The sequence below is a fragment of the Neorhizobium sp. SOG26 genome (assembly GCF_003491345.1).
GTDB classification, from domain to species: domain Bacteria; phylum Pseudomonadota; class Alphaproteobacteria; order Rhizobiales; family Rhizobiaceae; genus Neorhizobium; species Neorhizobium turbinariae.
In genome coordinates, this window is sequence record NZ_CP025512.1 from 851770 (window position 1) to 872976 (window position 21207).

The 21207-nt window shown below is 61.2% G+C and carries 21 protein-coding genes; 10 read left to right on the forward strand and 11 right to left on the reverse strand.

Features of this window, described 5'->3' with window-relative positions; all coding sequences use genetic code 11:
• Positions 1-3: 3 nt before the first annotated feature.
• Together CYG48_RS04210 and CYG48_RS04215 are read right to left on the reverse strand one after the other, a co-directional pair.
• Positions 4-1248, reverse strand: a complete 1245-nt coding sequence (locus tag CYG48_RS04210) for a GNAT family N-acetyltransferase (protein ID WP_118849230.1) — start codon at positions 1246-1248, stop codon at positions 4-6.
• 120 nt (positions 1249-1368) lie between these two features.
• Positions 1369-1599, reverse strand: a complete 231-nt coding sequence (locus CYG48_RS04215) for a DUF2842 domain-containing protein (RefSeq protein ID WP_390920534.1) — start codon at positions 1597-1599, stop codon at positions 1369-1371.
• A 142-nt stretch (positions 1600-1741) separates the two neighbouring features.
• Between CYG48_RS04215 and CYG48_RS04220 the strand changes: the two genes are divergently transcribed.
• Positions 1742-2842, forward strand: a complete 1101-nt coding sequence (locus tag CYG48_RS04220; protein ID WP_118849232.1) for a COX15/CtaA family protein — start codon at positions 1742-1744, stop codon at positions 2840-2842.
• Positions 2843-3013: 171 nt separating this feature from the next.
• Positions 3014-3439 carry a DoxX family protein gene (locus CYG48_RS04225; RefSeq protein ID WP_118849233.1) on the forward strand — a complete coding sequence of 142 codons (426 nt, stop codon included), beginning with the start codon at positions 3014-3016 and terminating at the stop codon, positions 3437-3439.
• A gap of 37 nt (positions 3440-3476) precedes the next feature.
• Here the strand turns inward: CYG48_RS04225 and argC are convergent, their stop codons facing one another.
• The 5 genes from argC to CYG48_RS04250 all read right to left on the reverse strand — a co-directional run bounded on the left by argC (position 3477) and on the right by CYG48_RS04250 (position 7137).
• A complete protein-coding gene (gene argC, locus CYG48_RS04230) occupies positions 3477-4409 on the reverse strand; it encodes an N-acetyl-gamma-glutamyl-phosphate reductase (protein ID WP_118849234.1) in 933 nt (310 codons plus the stop codon).
• 73 nt (positions 4410-4482) lie between these two features.
• Entirely contained in the window at positions 4483-5433 is a 951-nt protein-coding gene (speB, locus tag CYG48_RS04235) for an agmatinase (protein WP_118849235.1), read from the reverse strand.
• A 115-nt stretch (positions 5434-5548) separates the two neighbouring features.
• The gene (rpsI, locus tag CYG48_RS04240; RefSeq protein ID WP_118849236.1) at positions 5549-6016 is read right to left on the reverse strand and encodes a 30S ribosomal protein S9; all 468 of its coding nucleotides are present in this window, start codon (positions 6014-6016) and stop codon (positions 5549-5551) included.
• A 2-nt stretch (positions 6017-6018) separates the two neighbouring features.
• Entirely contained in the window at positions 6019-6483 is a 465-nt protein-coding gene (gene rplM, locus CYG48_RS04245) for a 50S ribosomal protein L13 (RefSeq protein WP_118849237.1), read from the reverse strand.
• Between the two features lie 228 nt (positions 6484-6711).
• Positions 6712-7137: a PaaI family thioesterase gene (locus CYG48_RS04250; RefSeq protein WP_118849238.1), complete on the reverse strand. Its 426-nt coding sequence runs from the start codon at positions 7135-7137 to the stop codon at positions 6712-6714.
• Between the two features lie 119 nt (positions 7138-7256).
• Between CYG48_RS04250 and CYG48_RS04255 the strand changes: the two genes are divergently transcribed.
• The 3 genes from CYG48_RS04255 to CYG48_RS04265 all read left to right on the forward strand — a co-directional run bounded on the left by CYG48_RS04255 (position 7257) and on the right by CYG48_RS04265 (position 9462).
• Positions 7257-7685 (forward strand): CoA-binding protein, encoded by a 429-nt coding sequence (locus tag CYG48_RS04255; protein WP_118849239.1) that lies wholly within the window; start codon positions 7257-7259, stop codon positions 7683-7685.
• Between the two features lie 146 nt (positions 7686-7831).
• Entirely contained in the window at positions 7832-9118 is a 1287-nt protein-coding gene (locus CYG48_RS04260) for an O-acetylhomoserine aminocarboxypropyltransferase (RefSeq protein ID WP_118849240.1), read from the forward strand.
• Complete coding sequence (locus tag CYG48_RS04265; protein ID WP_118849241.1) at positions 9115-9462, forward strand: cupin domain-containing protein; 348 nt, start codon at positions 9115-9117, stop codon at positions 9460-9462. Before CYG48_RS04260 ends, CYG48_RS04265 begins: the two co-directional genes overlap by 4 nt.
• On the opposite strand, the gene CYG48_RS04270 is transcribed toward CYG48_RS04265, so the two are convergent.
• Positions 9459-9944, reverse strand: a complete 486-nt coding sequence (locus CYG48_RS04270; protein WP_118849242.1) for a MarR family winged helix-turn-helix transcriptional regulator — start codon at positions 9942-9944, stop codon at positions 9459-9461. The two genes, CYG48_RS04265 and CYG48_RS04270, sit on opposite strands and share 4 nt — an antisense overlap.
• A gap of 140 nt (positions 9945-10084) precedes the next feature.
• Between CYG48_RS04270 and CYG48_RS04275 the strand changes: the two genes are divergently transcribed.
• On the forward strand, positions 10085-10897 hold the full coding sequence (locus tag CYG48_RS04275; protein ID WP_118849243.1) for an SDR family NAD(P)-dependent oxidoreductase: 813 nt from the start codon (positions 10085-10087) through the stop codon (positions 10895-10897).
• 6 nt (positions 10898-10903) lie between these two features.
• Here the strand turns inward: CYG48_RS04275 and CYG48_RS04280 are convergent, their stop codons facing one another.
• The 3 genes from CYG48_RS04280 to CYG48_RS04290 form a co-directional block, all read right to left on the reverse strand.
• Positions 10904-12151 (reverse strand): cytochrome P450, encoded by a 1248-nt coding sequence (locus CYG48_RS04280; protein WP_118849244.1) that lies wholly within the window; start codon positions 12149-12151, stop codon positions 10904-10906.
• A gap of 43 nt (positions 12152-12194) precedes the next feature.
• Complete coding sequence (ggt, locus tag CYG48_RS04285; protein ID WP_118849245.1) at positions 12195-13952, reverse strand: gamma-glutamyltransferase; 1758 nt, start codon at positions 13950-13952, stop codon at positions 12195-12197.
• A gap of 63 nt (positions 13953-14015) precedes the next feature.
• On the reverse strand, positions 14016-15266 hold the full coding sequence (locus tag CYG48_RS04290; RefSeq protein ID WP_199925210.1) for a GGDEF domain-containing protein: 1251 nt from the start codon (positions 15264-15266) through the stop codon (positions 14016-14018).
• A gap of 397 nt (positions 15267-15663) precedes the next feature.
• Here CYG48_RS04290 and clpP point away from each other — a divergent pair, with 397 nt between their 5' ends.
• From clpP to hupB, 4 genes are all read left to right on the forward strand, one after another.
• Positions 15664-16296 carry an ATP-dependent Clp endopeptidase proteolytic subunit ClpP gene (gene clpP / locus CYG48_RS04295; RefSeq protein WP_118849247.1) on the forward strand — a complete coding sequence of 211 codons (633 nt, stop codon included), beginning with the start codon at positions 15664-15666 and terminating at the stop codon, positions 16294-16296.
• Positions 16297-16593: 297 nt separating this feature from the next.
• Complete coding sequence (clpX, locus tag CYG48_RS04300) at positions 16594-17871, forward strand: ATP-dependent Clp protease ATP-binding subunit ClpX (protein WP_118849248.1); 1278 nt, start codon at positions 16594-16596, stop codon at positions 17869-17871.
• 404 nt (positions 17872-18275) lie between these two features.
• Positions 18276-20696, forward strand: coding sequence for an endopeptidase La (gene lon / locus CYG48_RS04305; protein WP_118849249.1), 2421 nt, complete (start codon positions 18276-18278; stop codon positions 20694-20696).
• Positions 20697-20892: 196 nt separating this feature from the next.
• Entirely contained in the window at positions 20893-21168 is a 276-nt protein-coding gene (hupB, locus tag CYG48_RS04310) for a DNA-binding protein HupB (RefSeq protein ID WP_118849250.1), read from the forward strand.
• Positions 21169-21207: the final 39 nt, after the last annotated feature.

Here is a 21207-nt window from a genome sequence, read left to right on the forward strand (position 1 = left end):
GGATCACTCGTCGGAGGCGGTGGCCTCGGGCGCCGCGGAATGTCGGCGCGAACGCCAGCGCTGCGCCATCGCGTAAAGCCGCGGGTTGCGCTTGACGATCGCCTTGGCCTTCGTGACGCCTACGAGCACTGGGCGCAACAGCGACCCCTTCCAGGTGAGCGGCAGCAGGATGTCGTGGTGGACCGTCTCCTGGCGGCACCAATTCCGCTTGTAGGGCTGGTCGCCCATGCCGAAGTCGAAGGTGCTCGCACCCGTATGGCAGCAATGTTCGATCACCAGCCAGAACAGAAGTTCGCCCGGGCTTGCGTCAGCGCCAACCGTATCGTCGATCGAACTGAACTGGCAAATGACATAGTCGCCCTTGCGCGACACGCCGGCGATTGCCGCGACATGCCCATCGTGTTCACCCTTCAGCCGCAGCGCATGCAGGATCAGCGGGGCATCGGCGGACGGATCGCCCGCATCCACCACCGAGTGGAAGAAGCGGCGTATCTCGGACGGCTGGAAAACGTCGGGCAAACCCGCGAGCCTCAACCTCTCGCTCTTCTGCTGGAAGAACAGGTCGAGCAGTTCGTGTTTCTGTCTGTGTTCGCTTGCAATCACGTGGTCGAAGCCGCCGATTGCTTCAAGCCGGCGCGTCGATGAGCGGAATTTCTTCCGTCGCGTCTTGGCGTTGAGCTGGCCGATCGTCGCTTCGAAATTGGCGAAAAGCGGAAGCTGGAACGAATGGTTCTGGTTCTCGATGGTCGCAAGCCCGGCCAGCGGATGCCGGATGCCGCGCCAGTTGAGCGGCACGCTGTCCAGCACGATCAGATCGGCGCGATCCTGAAGCGCGCGTTTCAGCTGGTAGGCAAAGTTGTGAACCTCTTCCGCGTCGGGCTCTGCAAGATCGGCATCAAAGAGGCCTGTATTGACGTTGTTGAACCTCTCGCCGGGGAAACGGGCGATTCGGCAGCCGTTCTCGGCAACGATTTCGAGCGGCAGGATGAGCGCGGTCTTGCCCGCGACATGGGCGCGGATTATGGCCGCCTCGCTTCTGCGCGCCTCAATCCAGCTCGTGCACCAGTCAAAGCCCTGGTGCAGCGAGTTGCGCCCAAGCGCTTCCAGCCGCCGCCAGTCGGCCTCGATGGCCCGGGGATCGGACACGACCTCCAACGTCAGTTGCGCAAACCGCACCTCTGGCGAAACCTCGGCTGCCGCGGCCGAAACTGATCTATCGTGCTCGAAGACAAGACGGGCTGTCTGCATCGCTCTTCCCGGTTCCAATGCGTGTGGGGTCACACGATTGGCAAACGGAGCCGAACAAACGGTTTATGCACCGCGCGAAAAGGGGATTAGTGCCGGGACTGGTTAACTGCGGCTTAGCAGCTACTTCTTGAGCTTTGGGCCCGCCATCCACTTGATGATCAGCATCGCCGGCAGGATCCACAGGAGGCCGCTGATCAGGAAGTAGAGGAAATGGATCCACCATGGCGAGGTGGCCAGCATCAGGGTTGCGACCGTGGTGGCAACCAGCGCATAGATGATGACGAGGAAAATGATCAGAATGGTGCCGATGAAGCTCCTCAGACGCGGTACCAAACGGCTTCTCCTGCTCATGCGAATCCGGGCCGCGACCCCATGCCGCAAACCACGAGGGCTTGTTTTGCACGGGTCGATGGCGCAAATCAACGCACAATCCTAACGAACCGCAGGAGCGTCACGTCCAGTGCCGCCCATGAACATTGGCGGAGCCCGAGACATGTCCGCAACGGATGCTGTGATTATCGATGTCCTGAAACAGACGAAACGCCAGGAGCGTGATCGGAAGGCGGTGCGCATCTGGCTGGGCGTGGTGATCTTCACCCTGTTCTGCCTTGTACTCGTTGGCGGTGCGACGCGGTTGACCGACTCCGGCCTCTCGATCACCGAGTGGAAGCCGATCCACGGCGTCATTCCGCCGCTCAATGCGGCTGAATGGGAAGAGGAGTTCCAGCTCTACCAGCGCATTCCGCAATACCAGGAAGTCAACAAGGACATGACTGTCGACGAGTTCAAGTCGATCTTCTGGTGGGAATGGGCGCATCGTTTCCTGGCGCGGTCGATCGGACTGATCTTTGCGCTGCCGCTTACCTTCTTCTGGTTCACCGGCCGCATCGAGCGGCGCATACGTTGGCCCCTTGTCGGCCTGCTGGCGCTTGGCGGTTTTCAGGGTTTCGTTGGCTGGTGGATGGTGTCGTCAGGCCTGAGCAAGCTGGTCAGCGTGTCGCAATACAGGCTCGCAGTTCATCTCACGATCGCCTGCCTTATCTTTGCAGCGTCGGTCTGGATCATGCGCGGCCTTGCACCGCATTCCAAGGATCCGGCGCCGACGTCGAATTCGCATTGGGCCGCAGCCGGCATTGCCTTCCTGGTGTTGTTCCAGATCTATCTCGGCGCGCTTGTGGCCGGTCTTGATGCCGGCCTCAGCTACACGACATGGCCACTGATGGACGGCGCGATCATCCCGGGCGACCTGTTCATCCAGCAGCCGTGGTGGATCAACCTGTTCGAAAACCCGAAGACGGTGCAGTTCGTCCACCGCTGTGGTGCCTATCTCCTCTGGGCCGCAACCCTCCTCCACATGATCGTGTCGCTCGCCAAGGCGCCGGGCACCACGCATGCACGTCGTTCCGTCGTGCTGTTCCTTCTCGTCTGCGTGCAGGCGATCATCGGCATCTCGACGCTGGTCATGCAGGTGCCGCTTCACATGGCGCTCACCCACCAGGGCATGGCGCTGGTCGTGCTTGGTTTTGCCGTGGCGCATTGGCGTGGTTTCATCGGCGAATATCCGCTGCAGACGGCGATCGTCGAGCGCAGCTGACATCCTCCGCAACGGCTGACATCAACGGGGCAGGCGGATCCTTTACCGCCTGCCTTTTTTGTTGCTGCGACGCTCTCACAATTTCTCACACCCCCATGTCGGCAAACGGTTCTGCCGCCCGTCCTTGGGGTATCGCCGCACGGGCGCGGCCGAACAAGAGGAGAGAGGACAATGGCAGGCACAGTGGCAATCCTGGTGGCGAGGCTGATCTTCGGCGGCCTGTTCGTCATGGCGACGACATTCAAGTTCATCGATATGCCGATGACGGCAAACTACATCGCCGGCGCCGGTTTCCCGTTTCCGCTGTTTCTCGCCTGGTGCGCGGCGATCTTCGAAATCGGCCTGGCGGTCGCCTTCCTCACCGGCGCCTTCTTCTCAGAAGCGGCACTGCTCGCAGGTGTCTATGTGATCTTCCTTGCCCTCGCATTCCACGGTCCCAGCCACTGGGAGGGGAACGAGGCGGAGTTCGGCTTCTTCGTGGACCACTTCACTTTCCTGGCCGGCTTGCTGTTCGCGGCGGTGCATGGGCCTGGAAACAAGCTGGTGCTGAACCTTGGCCTGCGGCAGGTTCTCGCAACGAGAGGGCAGGCCGCCTAGGCTGGCCGAGGGCGTTTAGCGACAGTGCTTTCGGTCATCAGGCCGAAAGCATCAGGTCCATGTTCTGCACGGCCGCACCCGACGCACCCTTGCCGAGGTTGTCGAGCAGGGCCACGAGGTTCACATGCGCGCCGCCCGGCGTGCCAAACACGAAGAGTTTCATCGTGTCCTGGTTCACCAGTTCCTCGGCATCCACGCGCGGCAGCTTGCTGCTTTCCTCAAGCGGCACCACCGTGACGATGTCCTGGCCGGCATAATGCTCGACCAGCGCCTTGTGGATTCCTTCGATGGTCGTGCCTTCCTTGAGGTCTTCAAGGAAAAGCGGAACCTGCACGATCATGCCCTGTGCAAAGCGCCCGACGGATGGCGAGAAGAGCGGCGCCCGGTCGAGGAGACCATGAACCTTCATCTCCGGCACATGCTTGTGCTTGAGCGGCAGGCCGTAAAGGAAGTTGTTGGCGCTGATCGCGTCCTCCCGGCCCTGGTCTTCCATCTGGCCGATCAACTGCTTGCCGCCGCCGGTGTAACCGGAGACCGCATTGACGCTGACCGGGTAACCATCTGGCAGGATGCCGGCGGCACGCAACGGGCGGATGAGCGCGATCGCGCCCGTCGGGTAGCAACCCGGATTGGCGACGTGGCGGGCCGACTTGATCTTCTCGGCCTGCGCCTTGTCGAGCTCGGCAAAGCCATAGGCCCAGTTCGGGTCGACGCGGAAGGCGGTCGAGGTGTCGATCACCCGCACCTTGTTGTTTCCGGCAAGCATCGACACGGCTTCGCGCGATGCATCGTCCGGCAGGCAGAGGATTGCGATGTCGGCGCTGTTCAGCAGGTCCTCGCGCATCGCCGCATTGCGACGCTCGGCTTCCGGGATCGACAGCAGTTCAACATCTCGGCGGCCGGCCATGCGGGTGCGGATCTGCAGGCCCGTGGTGCCGTGTTCGCCATCGATGAAGATCTTTGCTGCCATAACCTTGTTCCTGTCGTTTCAACAACTTGGATTGGAATTCTGAATCAAACTGGGAGAAAGTTGAATCACGTCTTCAGCCTTTTGCCAGTCGCTCTGCGCGCAGCCCGAGCATATACATTGCAACGGTTGCCCCGGCAATGGCGGTGATATCGGCGTGGTCATAGGCTGGCGCGACCTCGACGACATCGGCGCCGCGGATGTCGAGGGCGCCAAGCTTGCTGAGAACCGAGAGGATCTTGGCGCTCGATGGTCCCCCTGCGACGGGTGTCCCGGTACCGGGCGCATAGGCCGGATCGAGGCAGTCGATGTCGAAGGTGAGGTAGGCGGGGCGTCCTGCGGTGCGCTCCAGGATCGCCGCCGCGATCTCGGATGCGGTCATCTCCTCCACCTCGTGACCATAGATCAGTCGCAGGCCGCAGTCCTCCGGCGCATGGGTGCGGATGCCGACCTGGATGGAGTGCGCGGGATCGATAATGCCGGAGCGGGCGGCTCGAGCGACGAAGGAGCCGTGGTCGATACGGCCTTCATGATCGAGCCACGTATCCTGGTGTGCATCGAACTGGACAAGCGCCAGCGGCCCGTGCTTTTCCGCATGCGCCTCCAGCAGGGGCCAGGTCACATAATGATCGCCGCCGAGCGTCAGCAGAAAGGCGCCGCTGTCGATGATCGTTGTCGCCTGCCGTTCGATTGCCGCAGGGGTTTCTGCATGGTTGCCGTAGTCGAGCAGGCAGTCGCCATAGTCGATGACCGACATCTGCGCGAACAGATCCCGGTTGAACGGATACTGCGGATCGTTGTCGAAGATGGCCGAGGCACGGCGGATCGCCTGCGGCCCGAAGCGGGCGCCGGGGCGGTTGGAGGTCGCGGCATCGAAGGGAATGCCCCAGACTGCGGCATCGACGCCGGTCAGGTCCTTGGTGAAGCGGCGGCGCATGAAGGAAAGCGCGCCTGCAAAGGTCGGGTCGGTTGCGGCGGAGCGCAGGCTCGTCGCCGTAAAGGCATGGTCGATGGTCTTGGCAGCCATGGTGGCGTCTTCCAACGGCGGTTGCGGATGTCGTTGTTGATAAAGGCAAGCGCACAAACAGAAAAGGCGGAGCCGAAGCCCCGCCTTTTGAAAATCCCGAAAGAACTCGAAGCGATTAACGCTTGGAGAACTGGAAGGAGCGGCGGGCCTTGGCCTTACCGTACTTCTTACGCTCGACGACGCGGCTGTCGCGGGTCAGGAAACCACCCTTCTTGAGGACCGGACGCAGGCCCGGCTCGAAGTAGGTGAGGGCCTTGGAGAGGCCGTGGCGAACTGCACCAGCCTGGCCGGAAAGACCACCGCCGGCAACCGTTGCAACGATGTCGAACTGACCCGTGCGGGCAGCTGCGACGATCGGCTGCTGCAGGATCATCTGCAGAACCGGGCGGGCAAAGTAAGCCGAGAAGTCACGACCGTTGATCGTGATCTTGCCGGTGCCAGCCTTGATCCAGACGCGGGCAATGGCGTTCTTGCGCTTGCCGGTTGCGTAGGAACGGCCAAGCGTGTCGACCTTGCGGATATGAACCGGAGCAGCGGCTTCAGCAGCCGGCGCGAGGTCCTTCAAAGAGGAGAGATCGGCCATGATCAGGCGCTCCTTACGTTCTTCTTGTTCAGCGATGCCACGTCGAGAACGACCGGCTGCTGAGCTTCATGGGGATGGTTCGAGCCAGCGTAGACACGCAGGTTCTTCATCTGGCGACGACCGAGCGGGCCGCGGGGGATCATGCGCTCGACAGCCTTTTCAACGACGCGCTCCGGGAAGCGACCTTCGATGATCTGGCGCGCAGTGCGCTCCTTGATGCCGCCCGGATAGCCGGTGTGCCAGTAATACTTCTTGTCGGAATACTTCTTGCCGGTGAAGGCGACCTTTTCCGCATTGATGACGATGACGTTGTCGCCGTCGTCAACGTGAGGGGTGTACGTAGCCTTGTGCTTGCCGCGCAGGCGGTTGGCAACGATGGTGGCGAGGCGACCGACAACGAGGCCTTCGGCGTCGATGATCACCCACTTCTTCTCCACCTCTGCGGGCTTCTGAACGAAGGTTGACATGGTTTTCTCTTTCTTTGGACCCGTGGCTTCCGAACCGGTCGCCGGGGCGTTTCTTGTTGCTTGTTTTGCCGATCAAGCGGCAAAAAGAAAACGGCCCCGGAAGGGGTCGCATTCATGGGTGGCTTATACGCATGTAGGCTGTCGCGGTCAAGGTGAGGGATCTGGAGCGGAAATTTTTAATATCAATGAAAACAAGTGGTTAGCTGTGTGGTACTATATTGCCACACGTTAACGCGGTGGAATCGAGTAGGTCGCGGTCGCCTGGGCGACGGGTTCGGCGCCTTCCTGGGTGAGAAGGGCATCCACCACCGCAAGCCGCTTGCCGAGCTTCAGCAGACGGCATTCACAGAAGATCGGCGCGAGCGTGGGCCTGCGCAGGAAGTTGATGTTGAGGTTCGTCGTGACTGCGAGCGCAACTGGACCGATGTGTGCAAGAATGATCGCATAGGCTGCGACATCGGCAAGCATCACCATCGAGGGTCCGGATACGGTATTGCCTGGCCGTAGATGCCGGTCGCTGGGATCAAGCCGCATCACCAGCCGACCATCGGACACCTCAGTCACCGCCAGCACGCGGCCATCGACATGGATCTGCGGAAACTCTCGGTCGAGGAACTCGTGCAACTGTTCAATCGATAAAATGGGTGCGGGCATGAAATGACTGTTCCGGCAAATGACTGGAAGCGGAGACTACACACGACATGCGCAGAATGGAAAGCCGCACCGTCTCAACCTACATAAGTGCGAGCCATCGTAGAGAACTGGAGCCCGAGATGAACCACGATCATTATGACAATGCCTACATTGCCGACATCCTGAAGTCGGTGAAGACGATCGCGCTTCTCGGCGCCTCGCCAAACCCGGACCGCCCGAGCAACGGCGTCATGGGCTTCCTCCTTTCCAAGGGCTACCAGGTCTTTCCGGTCAACCCCGGGCAGGCGGGCAAGCAGATCCTCGGCCAGACGGTGTATGCCAAGCTCGCGGACGTGCCGCAGCCGGTTGACATGGTTGATGTGTTCCGGGCTGCCGAATATCTCGATGGCGTGGTCGACGAGGCCATCGCGCTTGAAAAGAAGCCGAAGGTGATCTGGGGCCAGCTCAGCGTTCGCGATGATGCCGCCGCGGCAAAGGCGGAAGCGGCGGGGATCAAGATGGTCATGGACCGCTGCCCGGCCATCGAATATCCGCGGCTGATTGGCTGATCGCCAAGCGGGGCGTCACACAACGCTCCAGAAATATCATGCATTTCCAAACGGATGAGGTTCCGCGGAAGAATATGCCTTGATCGCGATCGCTCCGCTTGCTCTGTTGCGCGTCATCATGACATGGCGCTTCAAGGGAGAGAGATATGGCGACCAACAATCCGGGCTTTTCAACACTGGCCGTACATGCCGGCGCGGCGCCAGATCCGACGACGGGCGCGCGGGCGACCCCGATCTACCAGACCACGTCCTTCGTATTTAACGATGCGGACCACGCCGCGGCGCTCTTTGGCCTGCAGCAGTTCGGCAACATCTACACCCGCATCATGAACCCGACGCAGGCCGCGCTCGAGGAGCGTGTCGCCGCATTGGAGGGCGGAACGGCGGCCCTTGCGGTCGCCTCCGGGCATGCGGCACAGATGCTCGCCTTCCACACGCTGATGCAGCCGGGCGACAATTTCGTCGCGGCGCGCAAGCTTTATGGCGGCTCGATCAACCAGTTCGGGCACGCCTTCAAGAACTTTGGCTGGGAGGTGCGTTGGGCCGACCCCGCTGATCCGGCGACCTTCGACGCGCAATTCGACGACCGCACCAAGGCGATCTTCATCGAAAGCCTCGCCAATCCCGGCGGCACCTTCGTGGATATCGCAGCAATTGCCGAGGTCGCTCGCCGTCGCGGCGTGCCGCTGATCGTCGACAACACCATGGCAAGCCCTTACCTCGTGCGTCCGCTGGAGCATGGCGCCGACATCGTCATCCATTCGCTGACAAAGTTCCTCGGCGGCCACGGCAATTCGATGGGCGGCATCCTGGTGGATGGCGGCACCTTCGACTGGTCGGCGTCGGGCAACTACCCGATGCTGTCTGAGCCGCGCCCGGAATATGCCGGGGTGGAACTGCACAAGACCTTCGGCAACATTGCCTTTGCGATCGGCGCTCGGGTGCTGGGGCTTCGCGATCTTGGCCCGGCGATCTCGCCCTTCAACGCCTTCATGATCCTGACCGGCATCGAAACGCTGCCGCTTCGCATGCAGAAACATTGCGACAATGCACTGGCCGTCGCAAAATGGCTGAAGACCCATCCGAAGGTTGCCTGGGTCAATTATGCCGGCCTGGAAGATGACGCGAACCACGGCCTGCAGCAGCGCTATTCGCCGAAGGGCGCCGGCGCCGTCTTCACCTTTGGCGTCAAGGGTGGCTACGAGGCGGGCAAAACCTTTGTCGAAAGCCTGCAGCTCTTCTCGCACCTCGCCAACATTGGCGACACCCGCTCGCTCGTGATCCACCCGGCATCGACCACCCACCGCCAGTTGACGGAAGAGCAGCAGATTGCTGCAGGCGCCGGACCGGATGTCGTGCGCCTGTCGATCGGCATCGAGGATTCGGGCGACATCATCGCTGACCTTGATCAGGCGCTGGCGGCCATCCAGTGACGGCAAGCTGGATCACCTTCGATCTCACCGCTGTCGAACCTGAAGAGGGGGCTCCGGCCCCCGACCGGCTTCTGTCCGGCGACCCCAGGTTTCGCACCTGGAATGTCGAAGAGGCCGAGGGTGGGCTGTACGCCGGGGTGTGGGAATCGACACCCGGCAAGTGGCGGATCGTCTACGAGGAGTGGGAGTATTTCCGCATCATCTCCGGTTATTCCATCGTCACCGACGACAAGGGCGAGATTATCCACCTGCGAGCAGGGGATAGCCTGATCCTCAGGCCTGGCTTCAGCGGAACCTGGGAAGTCGTTGAAACGACTCGCAAGGATTACGTCATCCGGCTTTAGGATGGGTCGCTGCCAGTGGTGGCGAAGGCCTTGGCAAATTCGGGCGATGAGATGAGGGCAAGCGTCCGCCGCAATTCGGCGGACCTGTCTTCGCCAAAGACCTCATCGAACCGACGCTGCGCCTCTTTCCAGCGCGTCGCCACCTCCTTCTGCTTTGCTCGCCCGACGGGCGTGAGGCGCACCCGCTTCACCCGCCGGTCCTGCTCGTCGGGCACGAGCTCCACCAGGCCATCCCGCAACAGCGGCTTCAGCGTATGTCCCAGCGCCGAAAGATCCATCACCATCGCATTGGCCAGCGTCTTCAGGCTTGGCGCGCCCAAGAGCCTTATCTGTGACAGCAAGGAGAACTGCGTGCCCTTGAGCCCGCTGTCGCCCATCGCGTCATCGTAAAGCTGGCCGAGCTGCCGCGCCGCGCGACGGATCGCGCTGTTGCTGCAGTACAGCCAGACCCCATCCTCATCATTGTCGATTGTATCTGCCATCTGTCCACCGTGTTCTGGCGCCCAGTCTATAGCTGCACGAGCGCGGGTCGCAAAATCTTGCCGCGAGCCCTTGCAGCCTCAGAGGCGCCTCCTCATCTAGATAGTGGCATATGCCAGTAAATCAAATCAGGAGATGAAAGATGACTAGCGGATCAAGACATGGAACGGCACTTGTAACAGGGGCATCCTCGGGTATCGGCGCAACCTATGCCGAGAAACTGGCGGCACGTGGTTATGACCTGATCCTGGTCGCGCGTGATGCCGCTCGCCTGATGGCGCTGGGCGAAAAACTGGAGCAGCAGCATGGCATCACCGCAGACGTACTGCGCGCAGATCTTGCTGATCGCCTCGATCTCGACATTGTCGACCGCCGCCTGCGGGACGACCGGACGATCAGCCTCCTCGTCAACAATGCCGGCATCGGTCCCAACGGCCCGCTGCTGAAGGCCGATACCGCTTATCTTGACCGCATGGTTGATCTCAATGTCACCGCCGCCAACCGGCTGGCGCTTGCCGCAGCCCGCGCCTTTAGCACGCGCGGCAGGGGAACGATCATCAATATTGCCTCGGCCGTCGCGTTGGCGCCCGAGCGGTTCAGCGGCACCTATGCAGCGAGCAAGGCCTTCGTGCTGGCGCTCACGGAGTCGCTCGCGGCCGAGCTCAAGGATTCTGGCGTCCATGTGCAGGCGATTCTACCCGGTTATACCCGGACCGAAATCTTCGACCGCGTCGGCGGCTCGATGGACAACCTGCCGCAGGACTCGGTGATGGAGGTGGACGACCTGGTCGACGCGGCACTCGCCGGCCTCGACCGCAACGAACTCGTCACCATACCCTCTCTGGAGGACGCAGCCCTGTTTGACAGCTTCCGCCAGTCTCGGGCGGCGCTCGGCCCGCACCTGTCGCGCAACAAGCCGGCCTTGCGCTACAGCGCAAGCCCCGTCGCAGCTTAAACCGCGTTACCAGGCAAGATCGAGCCGTTCCAGCCCGTGGAAATGGTAGACATCCTTGACCACGGGCGGATGCGCGATGCGCACCCACGGCAGGCGCTTGAACAGGATCGGCAGCACCGTATTCAGCTCCAGCCGGGCAAGCGGTGCGCCGATGCAGAAATGGATGCCGGCGCCGAAGGAAAGATTCGGCGCCTCCTGGCGCTCGGGGCGGAAAGCCAGCGGATCGGAGAACTTCTTCGGGTCGAGGTTCGCCGCCGCCAGGATCAGGCTCACCTTGTCCCCACGCTTGAAGGCGAGGCCGTCGACCTCGACGTCTTCGAGCGCCCAGCGCTGGAAGATGTGCACAGGCGCACAGATGCGCAGCGTTTCTTCGACCGTGCGTTCCGTGACCGCTTCGTCAGCAAACAGTTTGGCGGGATCGAGCCCGCTGTCGAGGATGATGCGGACCGAGTTGCCGATCTGGTGCACGGTCGCTTCATGCCCGGCATTCAGCAGCACGATGGTGGTCGACACCAGTTCGTCATCGGTCAGGTACTGCCCCTTGTGCTCCGTATGGATCATGTGGGTCAGCAGGTCCTCTCGCGGCTGGTGGCGGCGCTCCGCGATCAGGCTTTTGACGTAGTCGGCGAATTCCTTGGCCGAACGGTCGGCGGCGAACTCGTCTTCCTTCGTCCGCTTGAACATGTACATGCCGACATAGTCGTGGGACCATCTGAGCAACTGCGGACCCATCTCGTCCGGGATGCCGATCATCCGCGCGATCATGGTGACGGGGATGATGTCGGCGAAGGAGGAGAGGAGTTCGGTCCGGCCGTCCTTCTCGAACCCGTCGATCAGGCTCTCCGCCAGCGCCGCGATCTCAGGTCTCAGCCTTTCGATATGGCGGGACACGAAAGCGCGGTTGACGAGCGTGCGCAGTCGCGTGTGTTCCGGCGGCTCCAGTTCCAGCAGCGAATAGCGTTCGGCCAGATCGAAGTTCTGGAGATGCGGCTCCGGCTCGGTGAGGCCGATCTCTTCGCGGCTGGCGATATGCAGGATCTGGCGCCCGAACCTGCGGTCGCGCAGCAGGGCGTTGACATGGTCATAACCGGTGAAGAACCATTGCTTCTGCTCCTCCCAATAGAAGGTCGGGCAGTGCTGGTGCAGCAGCGCATAGACGCGGTTCGGGTCGCTGTAGAAGCCGGGATTGCGACCGTCGAGCGAAACGCGTCGCGAGACGGGGTCGATGCGGAGAAAGTCGGGTAGGGTATCCATGGCCGATGCCTAGCCGAAACTTTCCCGCAGCGAAAGCCTCCGTTCAGTCGCCGAGCGCCACACCTTCGCGACGCGGGTCGGCGCTGCCGGCGAGACCGTTGTCAGTGATCTCGATGGCGTGCAGGCCGCTGTTCATCTCGCCCGCCTTCACCTCGTATCCCAACGCCTTCAACGGTTCGGCAAGTTTCTCGGCCTCCGTGCCAGCCTCGATGTCATAGGTGCCGAAGCGGTTGATCAGGTGCGGCTGCGCGACGATCTCTTCCACCGGCATGCCCCAGTCGACATAGGCGATCAGCGCCTGGGCAACGTATCCGATGATCTGGCTGCCGCCCGGTGAGCCGACGGCGAGAAGCGGCTTGCCGTCCTTCATGACGATCGTCGGCGCCATGGACGAACGCGGGCGTTTTCCGGGTTCCACGCGGTTGGCGATCGGCAGCTGGCCGTCATGGGTCTTGAAGGAAAAGTCGGTGAGCTCGTTGTTGAGCAGGAAGCCATTGGTCATCAGCCGTGACCCGAAGCCGCTTTCGATGGTCGTGGTCATCGAGACGACATTGCCTTCACGGTCAATGATCACGAAGTGGCTGGTGGAGGGAAGCTCGAGCGCCGCGTCCCGCCCGAACAGAAGCGCATGGTCCCATTCCGGCTCGCCCGCCTTCACCTGGTCAGGCGCCAGCGCCTTGTCGCCATCGAGCAGGCCGGCTCGCGTGCCGAGATAATCCTTCTTGAGTAGGCCTTTGATGGGCGTCGGCTGGAAGTCCGTGTCAGCGACGTAGCGCTCGCGATCGGCAAACGCCAGTCGCTGCGCATCACCCAGCAGCCGCCAACTGTCGACATTCTGCGGGCCGAGCGCCTTGAGGTCGAAGTTCTCCACCACGCCGAGGATCTGTGACACAGCGATCGCGCCAGAGGAGGGCGGCCCCATGCCGCAGACGTCGAGCGCCCGGTAGGGGAAGCATATCGGCTCGCGCTCCTTGATGCGATAGTTGCGCAGGTCAGCAAGGGACAGTACGCCCGGATTGGAAGGAGCCTCGCGCACCGTCTTGACGATGTCTTCTGCGATCTTGCCGGTGTAGAAGGCGTCCGCGCCACCCTCGGCAATCGCCTTCAATGTCTCGGCATAGGCCGGGTTCTTCAGCGTGTCGCCTTCTTTCAGCGGCGCGCCGCTTTCATCGAAGAAGTAGCTCTTGGCGGCCTCGTAGGTCTTCAGCCGGTCACCTTCGGCCGCCACGAGCGCGGCAAGCCGCGGCGTCACCTTGAAGCCATCGGTGGCGAGCGCCCGCCCGCGCTCGAAAAGGCTTGCCCATTCCGCCTTGCCGTAGCGTTTGTGCACCTCTTCGAGCAGTCGCACGGTGCCCGGCGTGCCGACCGAACGGCCGCCGACCACGGCATCCATGAACTTCAGCGGCTGCCCCTGATCGTCGAGGAAGAGCTTTGGCGTTGCCTCCATCGGCGCCGTTTCGCGCCCGTCGAACGTGGTGAGCTTCTTCGACGCAGCATCGTAGTAGACGAGGAAGGACCCGCCGCCGAGGCCGGAGCTTTGTGGCTCCACGAGGCCGAGCACGGTCTGCACCGCAACCATCGCGTCGATCGCATTGCCGCCGGCGGCTAGCACATCGCGGCCGGCTTCGGCAGCAAGCGGATGCGCGGCCGCGACCATGAAGGTCTTAGCTTCCGCCCGCGTCGCCGGCTTGAAGCCCGTCGCGCGTTCTGGCGCAATCGTATCGGATGCCTGTTGGGCAGAGGCCGTCCCGGCCGCCATGATCACCGACAGGATGATACCGAATGTCTTTCTGGCTCGCATGACACGTCTCCCGATTGAACCCTCAATGGGATGTGTGTCGCAGGGCGGCTACGGCAAGACCGATCAGGGCTGGCCGATCGCTGCGATCCGCCTCAGCGCCACCACCTGCTGGCTCACGCGCAGGTCGCTTGGTTCCTCTGCTTCGCCGCGACGGTCGGCCGAGGGCACGATGGAGATGTCGGCGCCATCGGCAATCGCGGACCGGTCACGGCCGCAATTCTTGGCGGTGTAGAGCGCGCGGTCGGCGGCACTCAGCAGAAGATCGAGGTTGGCGGTTTCGGCCACTGCCAGCGCGATCCCGGCGCTCACCGTACCCTTCAACTCGTGCTCGCCGATCAAGACCGTCTGGCGTTTGATCGTCAGGCGCACGGCTTCCGCAATGCTTGCGGCCTCCACCATGTCTTTCACCCGCAGGATCGAGGCGAACTCCTCGCCACCCATGCGGCCGAAGGATCCGCGCCCGCGCAACGAGGTCTGTCCGATCTCTGCGAAGGCGACCAGCACCGCATCGCCCGCCTGGTGTCCAAATTTGTCGTTAATCTGCTTGAAGAAGTCGAGGTCGAACTGCAGGAATGCGATGATCGGCTTGGAAGGATCAACATGTGCCTGCAGCGCATGGAATTCATCGATCAGCCCGCGCCGGTTCAGTACGCCGGTCAGGGCATCGGTCTTTGCCAGGATCTTGAGCTTCTGTTCGGTGCGCTCCGCCAGAAGTTTCCCGGCGAACATGACGCTGGCCATGAAGCAGATCGCGGTCGGAACGAACAGCCAGCCGGCGATATGAGCCGTCTGGAAAGAGGTGTATTGGGCAAGAAGCGTGGAGCCGGCCACCAGGAACGAGCAGACAGCCTGCGCCCCAATGAGTGCAGCCAATAGCCGGCGGGTGGAGCGCGAGGTTCCTGCGTGCTTGAGAAGGAGGCCCGAAATGATCATGTACCCGGTTGCGGAAGCCATATTGGCGAGGACCACCCGATAGGCGAAAGTTTCGCGCACCGGCGTCAGGAACATGCCGGCGATCCAGATCAGCGCCGGGACTGCCACATAACCTTCAACTCGCCTGCCGTCGAACTGCAACAATCCCGCGATCCAGCCGCCGACGCCCGCCAGGATGATGGCATTCGCCAGTTCGATCGACATGAAATCGGGAATGTGCCCGCGCGCTGCAACAAGAGCGACACCCAGCCCATGAAGGGCAAAGCCGCAACTCCAGGTCAGACAATAGTTCTTGCGCTCGGCAAACCAACGCGACCAAAGCAGGACGGCCAGCGTGATTGCTTCCGCAGCCCAGATCATCAGGCCTGTCAGGATATCCACTCGAAACTCCAATACTCGCTCACGAGTGGCCTCACCATGACACGCAGGCTTTAAGAGGACGTTGCCGCCGCCCCGGGTTATTACGGAGGAATTCGTCCGCATCCGGCCTCCATGGCGGTAATGTGATGCCAAATGGGACAGGCGTTCATCACCGGTTTACGAAGCAGCCGCAAAAAGCTGTGCTCCCCTCTCGACGACGGGCCAGCGCGACTGACGCACGGCCGAAGAAGGCGCTAGACACCGCGTCGAGAGCATCCTGGGTGGTTAAGGATATCAGGTGCTCCGTCTTGAAGTACCGGGCCTTGACACTCTATGTAGGGATTGACCCATTCTAATTGATTCCGGAGCGCTCATGCCTTCGGCCCCGGGATCAGAGCTCGCTTGACAAAGGACGGACATGAGAAACCCAGTTGATACCGCTATGGCCTTGGTGCCGATGGTCGTTGAACAGACCAATCGCGGTGAACGCTCCTACGACATCTATTCCCGCCTTCTGAAAGAGCGCATCATCTTTCTGACGGGTCCGGTCGAGGACCACATGGCGTCGCTTGTCTGCGCCCAGCTCCTCTTCCTCGAAGCTGAAAATCCCAAGAAGGAAATTGCCCTCTACATCAACTCCCCGGGCGGCGTTGTGACGGCGGGCATGGCGATCTACGACACCATGCAGTTCATCAAGCCGGCGGTTTCGACGCTGTGCATCGGCCAGGCCGCTTCGATGGGCTCGCTGCTGCTCGCAGCTGGCGAGAAGGGCATGCGTTTTGCCACCCCGAACTCGCGCATCATGGTCCACCAGCCGTCTGGCGGCTTCCAGGGCCAGGCATCCGATATCGAACGCCATGCTCGTGACATATTGAAGATGAAGAGGCGTTTGAACGAGGTCTATGTAAAGCACACGGGTCGTACATTAGAGGAAGTTGAAAAAACCCTCGACCGTGACCACTTTATGACGGCGGACGAAGCGCAGGACTGGGGCGTCATCGACAAGATCCTGACATCGCGTCAAGAACTTGAAGGCGGCTCCGCAGACTGACTGGTGGTGCAGAGCCGGCACATCTCACCCGGATTTGACCGGGGTGGGGTTTCAACCGGCTCGGAAAGCGCTATTAGTACGTATTAATGCTGTGTTGAACTATTTCGACGTAGCATTCGTTCTTAAGGGGTTCGTTGCCGCCGGTTCGCGTAGGATTTGGGATCGGTAGAGTACCTTTAGGGCAAGGCAGGCGCGCAAGGCCCGTCAATCCTCCTGACCGGGGATGCGCGTCGGCAAACGGTAAAGTGGACCGTGCCCGTTTTTGATGAGCGCGCGGAGTGCTGGAAGGAAAGTGATATGAGCAAAGTCAGCGGCAGCAACGGCGGCGACTCGAAAAATACCCTGTACTGCTCTTTCTGCGGAAAGAGCCAACATGAAGTCCGGAAGCTGATCGCCGGCCCGACCGTGTTCATCTGCGATGAATGCGTTGAGTTGTGCATGGACATCATCCGCGAAGAAAACAAGACCTCCATGGTCAAGTCGCGCGATGGCGTCCCGACCCCGCAGGACATCATCAAGGTTCTCGACGAATACGTCATTGGCCAGAAGCAGGCCAAGCGCATCCTTTCGGTCGCCGTCCACAACCACTACAAGCGCCTCGCGCACGCCTCCAAGGGCGGCGATGTCGAGCTTGCCAAGTCGAACATCATGCTCGTTGGCCCGACCGGCTGCGGCAAGACCTATCTTGCCCAGACGCTCGCCCGCATCATCGACGTGCCGTTCACCATGGCTGACGCGACGACGCTGACCGAAGCCGGTTATGTCGGTGAAGACGTTGAAAACATCATCCTGAAGCTTCTTCAGGCTGCCGACTACAACGTCGAGCGCGCCCAGCGCGGCATCGTCTACATCGACGAAGTCGACAAGATCTCCCGCAAGTCGGACAACCCGTCGATCACGCGCGACGTATCGGGCGAGGGCGTCCAGCAGGCTCTGCTGAAGATCATGGAAGGCACGGTTGCATCGGTTCCACCGCAGGGTGGCCGCAAGCATCCGCAGCAGGAATTCCTGCAGGTTGACACGACCAACATCCTGTTCATCTGCGGCGGCGCGTTCGCCGGCCTGGACAAGATCATCTCGGCCCGTGGCGAAAAGACCTCGATCGGTTTTGGCGCGATGGTTCGCGCCCAGGACGAACGCCGCGTCGGCGAAGTTCTGCGCGAGCTGGAACCGGAAGATCTGGTCAAGTTCGGCCTCATCCCGGAATTCATCGGTCGTCTGCCGGTCCTGGCGACGCTCGAGGATCTCGACGAAGATGCGCTGATCCAGATCCTGTCGGAACCGAAGAACGCCCTGGTCAAGCAGTACCAGCGCCTGTTCGAGATGGAAGACGTCGAGCTGACCTTCCATGAGGACGCGTTGCGCGAAATCGCCCGCAAGGCGATCGTCCGCAAGACAGGTGCCCGCGGCCTGCGTTCGATCATGGAGAAGATCCTGCTCGACACCATGTTCGAGCTGCCGACGCTGGAAGGCGTTCGCGAGGTCGTCATCTCCGACGACGTGGTCAACGGCAATGCCCGTCCGCTCTACATCTACGCTGACCGGCAGGACGAAAAGGCCAACGTTTCGGCCTGATCCGATCCGCAGCGAAAGACCATGAAGAGGCCCGATTCGGGCCTCTTTTTCGTCTGGCGGGAATGGTTTGATAGGGCAGACAAATCCACGACTTTTACCTCGTGAAGAATTGCATCTTATTGAGCTTGCATTAGAAGCTGACCCGGATGATCATCGATATCCCGGCTGCTTCGCTCAGGGCTTTCATGAGGAGCCTCAGGTGCTGGTGATCGCGTACCGTGTTCTCTGCTGTTTCGCGTAATCAAGGCGTGTAGGCCTTGTCAAAGCACTGTCACATTGCTGCCATGCGGCGGCGTGCAAGGCTTGAAATCAATTTTCGAAAACTCCACTTTGGGCGGGAGTGAAGTGCCCAGGCGTTTGCTTGGGGACGTTTCCCGGAAACGGGACGATGGAAAGGAAATAACATGACGAATTCAACGTCTGCGGCACCTGGCGGCGAAACGTATCCGGTCCTGCCGCTGCGCGACATCGTGGTCTTCCCCCACATGATCGTGCCTTTGTTCGTCGGACGCGAGAAGTCGATCCGTGCGCTTGAAGAAGTCATGGGTTCCGACAAGCAGATCATGCTCGTAACCCAGATCAACGCGGGCGATGACGACCCTGAACCCTCCGCGATCTACAAGGTCGGCACGGTCGCGAACGTGCTGCAACTCCTGAAGCTGCCCGACGGCACTGTGAAGGTGCTCGTTGAAGGCCGCTCGCGCGCCAAGATCGACAGCTATACCGGTCGGGAGGAGTTCTACGAAGCCAAGGCAACGACTCTTTCGGAACCGGAAGAGGACGCCGTCGAGGTGGAAGCCCTGTCGCGTTCGGTGGTCTCGGAGTTCGAGAACTACGTCAAGCTGAACAAGAAGATCTCGCCGGAAGTGGTTGGCGCCGCAAGCCAGATCGAGGATTACTCGAAGCTCGCTGATACGGTCGCCTCGCACCTGTCGATCAAGATCACCGAAAAGCAGGAAATGCTGGAAACGGTTTCCGTCAAGCTGCGCCTTGAAAAGGCGCTTGGCTTCATGGAAGGGGAAATCTCCGTCCTGCAGGTGGAAAAGCGCATTCGCTCGCGCGTCAAGCGCCAGATGGAGAAGACCCAGCGCGAGTACTACCTCAATGAGCAGATGAAGGCGATCCAGAAGGAGCTCGGCGACGGCGAGGAAGGCCGCGACGAGATGGCCGAACTGGAAGAGCGCATCTCCAAGACGAAGCTCTCCAAGGAAGCCCGCGAAAAGGCTGACGCGGAGCTCAAGAAGCTGCGGCAGATGAGCCCGATGTCGGCGGAAGCGACGGTTGTCCGCAACTATCTCGACTGGCTGCTCGGCATTCCGTGGGGCAAGAAGTCGAAGATCAAGACGGACCTCAACAACGCCGAGAAGATCCTCGAGCTCGACCACTTCGGCCTCGACAAGGTCAAGGAACGCATCATCGAGTATCTCGCGGTGCAGGCTCGTGCCACGAAGATCAAGGGCCCGATCCTGTGCCTGGTTGGCCCTCCCGGCGTCGGCAAGACCTCGCTGGCCCAGTCGATCGCCAAGGCGACCGGCCGCGAATACGTTCGCATGGCACTCGGTGGCGTTCGTGACGAAGCCGAGATCCGTGGTCACCGCCGCACCTATATCGGCTCGATGCCCGGCAAGGTCATCCAGTCGATGAAGAAGGCGAAGAAGTCGAACCCGCTCTTCCTGCTCGATGAGATCGACAAGATGGGCATGGACTTCCGCGGCGATCCGTCTTCGGCACTTCTCGAAGTGCTGGATCCGGCACAGAACTCGACCTTCATGGACCACTACCTGGAAGTCGAATACGACCTGTCGGACGTGATGTTCATCACCACGGCGAACACGCTGAACATTCCGGCGCCGCTGATGGACCGCATGGAAGTGATCCGCATCGCCGGTTACACGGAAGACGAAAAGCGCGAGATCGCCAAGCGGCACCTGCTGCCGAAGGCCATCAAGGAACATGCATTGCAGCCAAACGAGTTCTCGGTCAGCGATGACGCCCTCATGGCCATCATCCAGCAGTACACTCGCGAGGCCGGCGTCCGTAACTTCGAACGCGAACTGATGAAGCTCGCCCGCAAGGCGGTCACCGAGATCATCAAGGGCAAGACGAAGTCGGTTGCCGTCACCGCCGAGAACATCAACGACTATCTGGGCGTCCCGCGCTTCCGCCACGGCGAAGCCGAACGTGAAGACCAGGTTGGTGTTGTCACGGGTCTTGCCTGGACGGAAGTCGGTGGCGAACTGCTGACGATCGAAGGGGTGATGATGCCGGGCAAGGGCCGCATGACGGTCACCGGTAACCTGAAGGAAGTGATGAAGGAATCGATTTCCGCTGCGGCCTCTTATGTCCGCTCGCGCGCCGTCGATTTCGGCATCGAGCCTCCGAAGTTCGACAAGTCGGACATCCACGTTCACGTGCCGGAAGGTGCAACGCCTAAGGACGGTCCGTCCGCCGGTGTCGCCATGGCAACGGCGATCGTCTCGGTCATGACGGGCATCCCGGTTTCGAAGGATGTCGCGATGACGGGCGAAATCACCCTGCGTGGTCGCGTCCTGCCGATCGGTGGCCTGAAGGAAAAGCTGCTGGCGGCTCTGCGTGGAGGCATCAAGAAGGTTCTGATCCCGGAAGAGAATGCCAAGGACCTGGCTGACATTCCGGACAACGTGAAGAACAACATGGAGATCATCCCGGTCTCGCGCATGGGCGAAGTCATCCGTCACGCCCTGACCCGCGAGCCGGAGCCGATCGAATGGGACGGCACGGTGGAGACACCGGTGATCGCCACCGTCGAAGGCGTGGACGATCTCGGCGCCACCGTGGCCCATTGAGCAGAGGGCTTTGCCCTCCGCTCTCCCGAACCTGTTAAAAAGCCGGCAAAAGCCGGCTTTTTTTGTGAAATCTGCACCCAGACCCCTTGTTTTTCAGGCAATAGCGGAGCTTTTGGGTTGCCAAGGCCGGACGGAAACCTAATGTCGGCCCTGAACTGATTTCGAGTCGTTCCAAAACCTAGAAAGGGGTGGAAACATGAACAAGAACGAGCTGGTATCTGCCGTTGCCGAAAAGGCTGGTCTTTCCAAAGCTGATGCCGCATCTGCCGTCGATGCCGTTTTTGAAACCGTACAGAGCGAACTGAAGAAGGGCGGCGATATCCGTCTTGCTGGTTTCGGCAGCTTCTCTGTTTCCCGCCGCGAAGCTTCCAAGGGCCGTAACCCGTCGACCGGCGCCGAAGTTGACATTCCTGCGCGTAACGTTCCCAAGTTCTCGGCCGGCAAGGGCCTGAAGGACGCTGTTAACAGCTAATCATCACGTTTTGATATTTAGCACTCTTGGAAGGCCCGG

Excerpts from the sequence above, each read along its gene's own strand:
- CYG48_RS04260 (WP_118849240.1), top strand. The coding sequence starts at position 7,832 with ATGGCGACCAACAATCCGGGCTTTTCAACACTGGCCGTACATGCCGGC.
- CYG48_RS04215 (WP_390920534.1), bottom strand. The coding sequence starts at position 1,599 with ATGAGCAGGAGAAGCCGTTTGGTACCGCGTCTGAGGAGCTTCATCGGC.
- clpP (WP_118849247.1), top strand. The coding sequence starts at position 15,664 with ATGAGAAACCCAGTTGATACCGCTATGGCCTTGGTGCCGATGGTCGTT.
- CYG48_RS04250 (WP_118849238.1), bottom strand. The coding sequence starts at position 7,137 with ATGCCCGCACCCATTTTATCGATTGAACAGTTGCACGAGTTCCTCGAC.
- CYG48_RS04210 (WP_118849230.1), bottom strand. The coding sequence starts at position 1,248 with ATGCAGACAGCCCGTCTTGTCTTCGAGCACGATAGATCAGTTTCGGCC.
- hupB (WP_118849250.1), top strand. The coding sequence starts at position 20,893 with ATGAACAAGAACGAGCTGGTATCTGCCGTTGCCGAAAAGGCTGGTCTT.
- CYG48_RS04225 (WP_118849233.1), top strand. The coding sequence starts at position 3,014 with ATGGCAGGCACAGTGGCAATCCTGGTGGCGAGGCTGATCTTCGGCGGC.
- rpsI (WP_118849236.1), bottom strand. The coding sequence starts at position 6,016 with ATGGCCGATCTCTCCTCTTTGAAGGACCTCGCGCCGGCTGCTGAAGCC.
- lon (WP_118849249.1), top strand. The coding sequence starts at position 18,276 with ATGACGAATTCAACGTCTGCGGCACCTGGCGGCGAAACGTATCCGGTC.
- clpX (WP_118849248.1), top strand. The coding sequence starts at position 16,594 with ATGAGCAAAGTCAGCGGCAGCAACGGCGGCGACTCGAAAAATACCCTG.
- argC (WP_118849234.1), bottom strand. The coding sequence starts at position 4,409 with ATGGCAGCAAAGATCTTCATCGATGGCGAACACGGCACCACGGGCCTG.
- rplM (WP_118849237.1), bottom strand. The coding sequence starts at position 6,483 with ATGTCAACCTTCGTTCAGAAGCCCGCAGAGGTGGAGAAGAAGTGGGTG.
- CYG48_RS04220 (WP_118849232.1), top strand. The coding sequence starts at position 1,742 with ATGTCCGCAACGGATGCTGTGATTATCGATGTCCTGAAACAGACGAAA.
- CYG48_RS04280 (WP_118849244.1), bottom strand. The coding sequence starts at position 12,151 with ATGGATACCCTACCCGACTTTCTCCGCATCGACCCCGTCTCGCGACGC.
- CYG48_RS04255 (WP_118849239.1), top strand. The coding sequence starts at position 7,257 with ATGAACCACGATCATTATGACAATGCCTACATTGCCGACATCCTGAAG.
- CYG48_RS04275 (WP_118849243.1), top strand. The coding sequence starts at position 10,085 with ATGACTAGCGGATCAAGACATGGAACGGCACTTGTAACAGGGGCATCC.
- CYG48_RS04270 (WP_118849242.1), bottom strand. The coding sequence starts at position 9,944 with ATGGCAGATACAATCGACAATGATGAGGATGGGGTCTGGCTGTACTGC.
- speB (WP_118849235.1), bottom strand. The coding sequence starts at position 5,433 with ATGGCTGCCAAGACCATCGACCATGCCTTTACGGCGACGAGCCTGCGC.
- ggt (WP_118849245.1), bottom strand. The coding sequence starts at position 13,952 with ATGCGAGCCAGAAAGACATTCGGTATCATCCTGTCGGTGATCATGGCG.